This is a genomic window from Synechococcus sp. R70.1, from assembly GCF_047461675.1.
Lineage (GTDB): Bacteria > Cyanobacteriota > Cyanobacteriia > Thermostichales > Thermostichaceae > Thermostichus.
Map to the genome: position 1 here is coordinate 1 of NZ_JANSHR010000033.1, position 4,055 is coordinate 4,055.

Consider the following 4,055-nt stretch of genomic DNA (forward strand, 5'->3'; position numbering starts at 1 on the left):
TGCAAGGGGCGTCCAGACCGTTGTCATTGGGGACATTCGGAATATCAGGGTGTCTGCCGCTCGCGTTAGCGGGACGGAGTCCTTTTACGGCAAGAAGGCGAATCAAAAGATCCACCAGATGGTGCATGGCCAAGCCCGGCACTACATCACCTACAAGGCCGAACGGCTGGGGATGAGAGGAGTGCTCCAAGATGAGCGGTACAGCTCTCAAACCTGTCCTGCTTGCAACAAGAGAAACAAGCCAAAAGGCCGTGGGCATAGGTGTGGGTGCGGGTTTAGGTTCCATCGGGACGGGGTGGGGGCAATCAACCTTCGCAGAACGTATCTGGGCTTAGGCCCAGTAGTTGGGGTTATGGCATCCCCCATAGGGTTGAGGTTCCAGCCTCATGCTCTGTGTAGCTCAGCCGGTAGGAGCCATCCTGCTGTCTGAGAAAGAATCCCTGCCCTTTAGAGCAGGGAGAATGTCAATGCCTTGGATCCCGCTTTTCCCCTGCCTCTTCCCCGACCGCTAAACTGGTTCTAGTCGAGACGGCTGGGTGCCGAGACCATGCGCCGCCAGCTTAAGACCCTAAACCAAATCCTCGACTACAAGCTAGCCGATCTGCGGCTGTTTGGCCGCGCCGAGCTGAAGGGTCAGGTGCTGAACGTGCTGCTGGAACGGCTGCCCGGCGATGGGGTGGACACACAACAAGTAATGGAGGTGGTGCGCAGCGCTGTAGAGGCCTCGCTGCTGCAGGGGCTGCGCAAAGTCAACGTTTACCTTTGGTGCCGTGGCCAAACTGAAGCAGCGCCGGAGTGGAGCGAAAGCTTTGTGGTCGAGCCGTTGAGCCCAAGCAAGCCTGAGGGAGCTTGGAGCCGCGCCTCCAGCTACCGGCAAGACTATCCCGCCATGCGGGTGCTGCTTTTTGGCTTTGGCCTTTGCCTGGGTGGCTTCTACCTGCTGGCCTGGGAGCGGACGGGCTGGATGGACTGGATCCCCGTGGGGCTGGCCTTTGGCTTGGGGGTGATCTTCCCTTGGCTCAAACGCTCCCTCAACCAGGGGGCTCCCCCTCTGTTCCTACGCCTCGGCCTAGGGCTGGGGCTGGTCTGTCTGGGCCTGGCAGTGCTGATGATCTGGCACCAGGGCTGGAGCCCTGCCCACGGGATTCTCACCTTGCTGGCCCTTCTCCTAGTGGGGTTGGGATCCTGAAAGCGCTCACTCGGCAGTGGTGCCGCGGAAAACGGGCAGGGCCGGCCCTGTCATCCACACGTGTTGGGTGTCAAGATCCCAGCGAATCTCCAGGTTGCCTCCCGGCAGCTCTACCGTGGCCTGGGGCTCGGCCCGCTCTTCCAAGACGGCAGCCACTAGGGCGGCACAAGCCCCTGTTCCACAGGCCAGCGTCGCCCCTGCCCCTCGCTCCCAAACCCGCAGCCGCAGGCGGTTAGGGCTGAGTACCTGCACAAATTCGGTGTTGGTGCGCTCGGGAAAGGCGGGGTGATGCTCAAACAGGGGACCCACCCTTTCCAAGTCCAGTTTCTCCAAGGATCCCTCCTCCTCCAGAAAGACCACGCAATGGGGGTTGCCCATGCTCACTGCCGTCACCCACCACTCCCGCCCGGCCACTGGGAGCGGTTGCCGCACCACCTTTTCCTCTGGCCCGACTAGCGTGGTGGGAATCTGCTGGGCCAAAAGGCGAGGGATCCCCATGTCCACTGTTACCAAGCCATCGGGCTGCACCCGCGGCACAATCCGCCCTGCCAAGGTGTGGATCTGGTAGGCGCCATCCTGGGCGGGGATCCCCAGATCCTGCAAAAAGCGAGCCAGGCAGCGGATGCCGTTGCCGCACATCTCCGCTTCCGAGCCGTCGCTGTTGAACAGGCGCATGCTGAAATCAGCCCCCTCCTCCCCCGGCAGCAGGAAAATGACCCCATCCGCCCCCACGCCAAAGCGGCGGTCGCAGAGGGCAATGGCCTCTTCTGGTGTCAGACAGGGCTGGGGCTGGTGGCGATTGTCCACCAAGATGAAATCGTTTCCCAACCCCTGGTACTTGTGGAAGGTGAGATGGGAGGGCAGCCGGGCAGCCATGCAGTGCAACAAGACAACGGGCTTCAATCCTCGTGCATTTCGAAGGGATCCTTCAAGTTCTTGGAAGGAGGTCCGAAGGCGGTGTAGATGGCAAAGGCGGTAATGACAATAGTAGTGGCCACAATAGCCACGATGAGGGAGAGGCTAGCTTCCATCGCTGGGATCCCGAGAGAGTCTCTCTAGAGTATTACACAAGTTTACAAAACATTGCGCCTCAGCGGCGACATGCACGGAATCCTGTGCCGGCCAAGGAGAAGGGATGTCAAGATTCATTGCTATCGGCAAAGGGGTGGGGCCAGATTCTGGTAGCGTGATCTAAAGATGGCTGTTCTTGCGGCATTGAGTCTTTAGAGGATCCGCCGCCAGCTTTGTTCCTTCTTAACCTACGGCGAGAACTATGGCCATTCGTACCCGACTGGGCGATCTGCTGCGTCCGCTGAACTCAGAATACGGCAAAGTAGCCCCCGGCTGGGGCACCACGCCTCTAATGGCAGTCTTCATGGTGCTGTTTGGCATCTTCATGCTGATCCTCCTGGAGATCTACAACAAGTCCCTGCTGCTGGAAGACATCAACGTCTCCTGGGAGAGCCTCAGCTTCTAGTTTGGGCTTGCCAAGCGGCCTAGGTGGTGTACTCGGCGTTGATGCGCACATAGTCGTAGCTGAGATCGCAGCCCCAGGCCACGCCCTGACCGGGCCCCTGGTGGAGGTCCACCGTAAAGACGACGGGATCCCCCTTGAGGTACTTGCAAGCAGCCTGGCGGTCAAAGGGGAGGGGCATTCCCTTCTCTAGAAGCAGAAAATCTCCCAGCCGGATCTCCAGAAGGCGGCTGTCAAAAGGGATCCCTGCTCGGCCAGCGGCGGCGGCCACCCGTCCCCAGTTGGGGTCGCCCCCAAAGGCTGCTGCCTTGACCAAGGGAGAGCTGGCAATGACACGGGCTATCTGCCGAGCCGACCGGTCGTCGGGGGCGCCCTGCACCCGGATCTCCAGCAACTTGGTGGCTCCCTCCCCGTCGCGGGCAATGGCCTTAGCTAGGTGAATGCAAACCTGGGCAACCATCTCGGCTAGGGCTTGGGCAGCTTTTGTACCCGCTTGCACCGTGGCGATCCCACTTTGGCCGTTGGCCAGAGCCAGCACCATGTCGTTGGTGCTGGTATCCCCATCCACGGTGATTTGGTTGAAGCTGAGGTCAACAGCCTCTTTGAGGATCTGCTGCCAGAGTGGGGGATCCACAGCCGCATCGGAGGTTAAGAAAGCCAGCATCGTCGCCAAGTTGGGGTGGATCATGCCGGATCCCTTGGCGATGCCTCCTACCCTGAGGGTGTAGCCCTCGATGTTAGCCTCCAGAGCCGTGCTCTTGGGAACTAGATCAGTGGTGAGGATGGCGCGGGCAGCGCTCTCTCCTCCTGCCGGCGAGAGGCGGTCGATAAGGTGGGGCAGGGCCGCCTTGATTTTGGTCATTTCCAGTTGTTGTCCAATGACCCCTGTGGAGGCGGTGAGCACCTGGTGGGCGGGGATCCCCAGCCGCTCTGCCACCCAGCGGGCCAGTTGGGCATTGTTGCGCTCCCCCTCTTCGCCTGTACAGGCGTTGGCCTGGCCGGCAGTGCAGAGGATGGCCCGCACCGGCTGGCCTTGGGCGAGGATGCTCTGGTTGTAGGTGACGCAGGCGGCCTTAACCTGGTTGGTGGTGAAAACGCCAGCCCCTACCGCCTCGCTGTCGGAAACAATCAGGGCCAGATCGGCGGCGCCGGAGGGCTTGAGGCCAGCGGCTACGCCGGCAGCGCGGAAGCCACGGGGGGCAGTTACAGCACCTGCAACCGGTTTAAACTGGGCTCCTAGATCTGGTGGAATGGGTCTGGTCATACTGGCGGCTGCGCAGCTCCTGGCAAAGCTGGCCGGCTTTTGCGCTGGGAGCAGAGTGGTGTTGTTAGAACTTTACCAAAAAGCGCCGTAAGGCCCCGCCTTTGAAGGTGGGGATGTAAGGCGCAGCA

General features: G+C 61.0%; 6 protein-coding genes. 3 read left to right on the forward strand and 3 right to left on the reverse strand.

Annotated features, from left to right (window positions below; translation table 11 throughout):
* The first annotated feature begins 118 nt into the window (after positions 1-118).
* Together NW807_RS05250 and NW807_RS05255 are read left to right on the forward strand one after the other, a co-directional pair.
* Positions 119-430, forward strand: coding sequence for a transposase (locus NW807_RS05250; protein WP_414425471.1), 312 nt, complete (start codon positions 119-121; stop codon positions 428-430).
* Positions 431-547: 117 nt separating this feature from the next.
* Entirely contained in the window at positions 548-1,189 is a 642-nt protein-coding gene (locus NW807_RS05255) for a hypothetical protein (protein WP_414425468.1), read from the forward strand.
* A 6-nt stretch (positions 1,190-1,195) separates the two neighbouring features.
* Here the strand turns inward: NW807_RS05255 and dapF are convergent, their stop codons facing one another.
* Positions 1,196-2,065, reverse strand: a complete 870-nt coding sequence (dapF, locus tag NW807_RS05260) for a diaminopimelate epimerase (RefSeq protein ID WP_414425469.1) — start codon at positions 2,063-2,065, stop codon at positions 1,196-1,198.
* Between the two features lie 23 nt (positions 2,066-2,088).
* Complete coding sequence (psbN, locus tag NW807_RS05265) at positions 2,089-2,220, reverse strand: photosystem II reaction center protein PsbN (protein ID WP_414396835.1); 132 nt, start codon at positions 2,218-2,220, stop codon at positions 2,089-2,091.
* A gap of 242 nt (positions 2,221-2,462) precedes the next feature.
* On the opposite strand from psbN, the gene psbH reads away from it, so the two are divergent.
* Entirely contained in the window at positions 2,463-2,666 is a 204-nt protein-coding gene (gene psbH, locus NW807_RS05270) for a photosystem II reaction center phosphoprotein PsbH (RefSeq protein ID WP_414361343.1), read from the forward strand.
* 19 nt (positions 2,667-2,685) lie between these two features.
* Here psbH and argJ read toward each other — a convergent pair whose 3' ends face one another.
* On the reverse strand, positions 2,686-3,927 hold the full coding sequence (argJ, locus tag NW807_RS05275; protein ID WP_414425470.1) for a bifunctional glutamate N-acetyltransferase/amino-acid acetyltransferase ArgJ: 1,242 nt from the start codon (positions 3,925-3,927) through the stop codon (positions 2,686-2,688).
* Positions 3,928-4,055 lie beyond the last annotated feature (128 nt).

Excerpts from the sequence above, each read along its gene's own strand:
- NW807_RS05250 (WP_414425471.1), top strand. The coding sequence starts at position 119 with ATGGTGCATGGCCAAGCCCGGCACTACATCACCTACAAGGCCGAACGG.
- NW807_RS05255 (WP_414425468.1), top strand. The coding sequence starts at position 548 with ATGCGCCGCCAGCTTAAGACCCTAAACCAAATCCTCGACTACAAGCTA.
- dapF (WP_414425469.1), bottom strand. The coding sequence starts at position 2,065 with ATGGCTGCCCGGCTGCCCTCCCATCTCACCTTCCACAAGTACCAGGGG.
- psbN (WP_414396835.1), bottom strand. The coding sequence starts at position 2,220 with ATGGAAGCTAGCCTCTCCCTCATCGTGGCTATTGTGGCCACTACTATT.
- psbH (WP_414361343.1), top strand. The coding sequence starts at position 2,463 with ATGGCCATTCGTACCCGACTGGGCGATCTGCTGCGTCCGCTGAACTCA.
- argJ (WP_414425470.1), bottom strand. The coding sequence starts at position 3,927 with ATGACCAGACCCATTCCACCAGATCTAGGAGCCCAGTTTAAACCGGTT.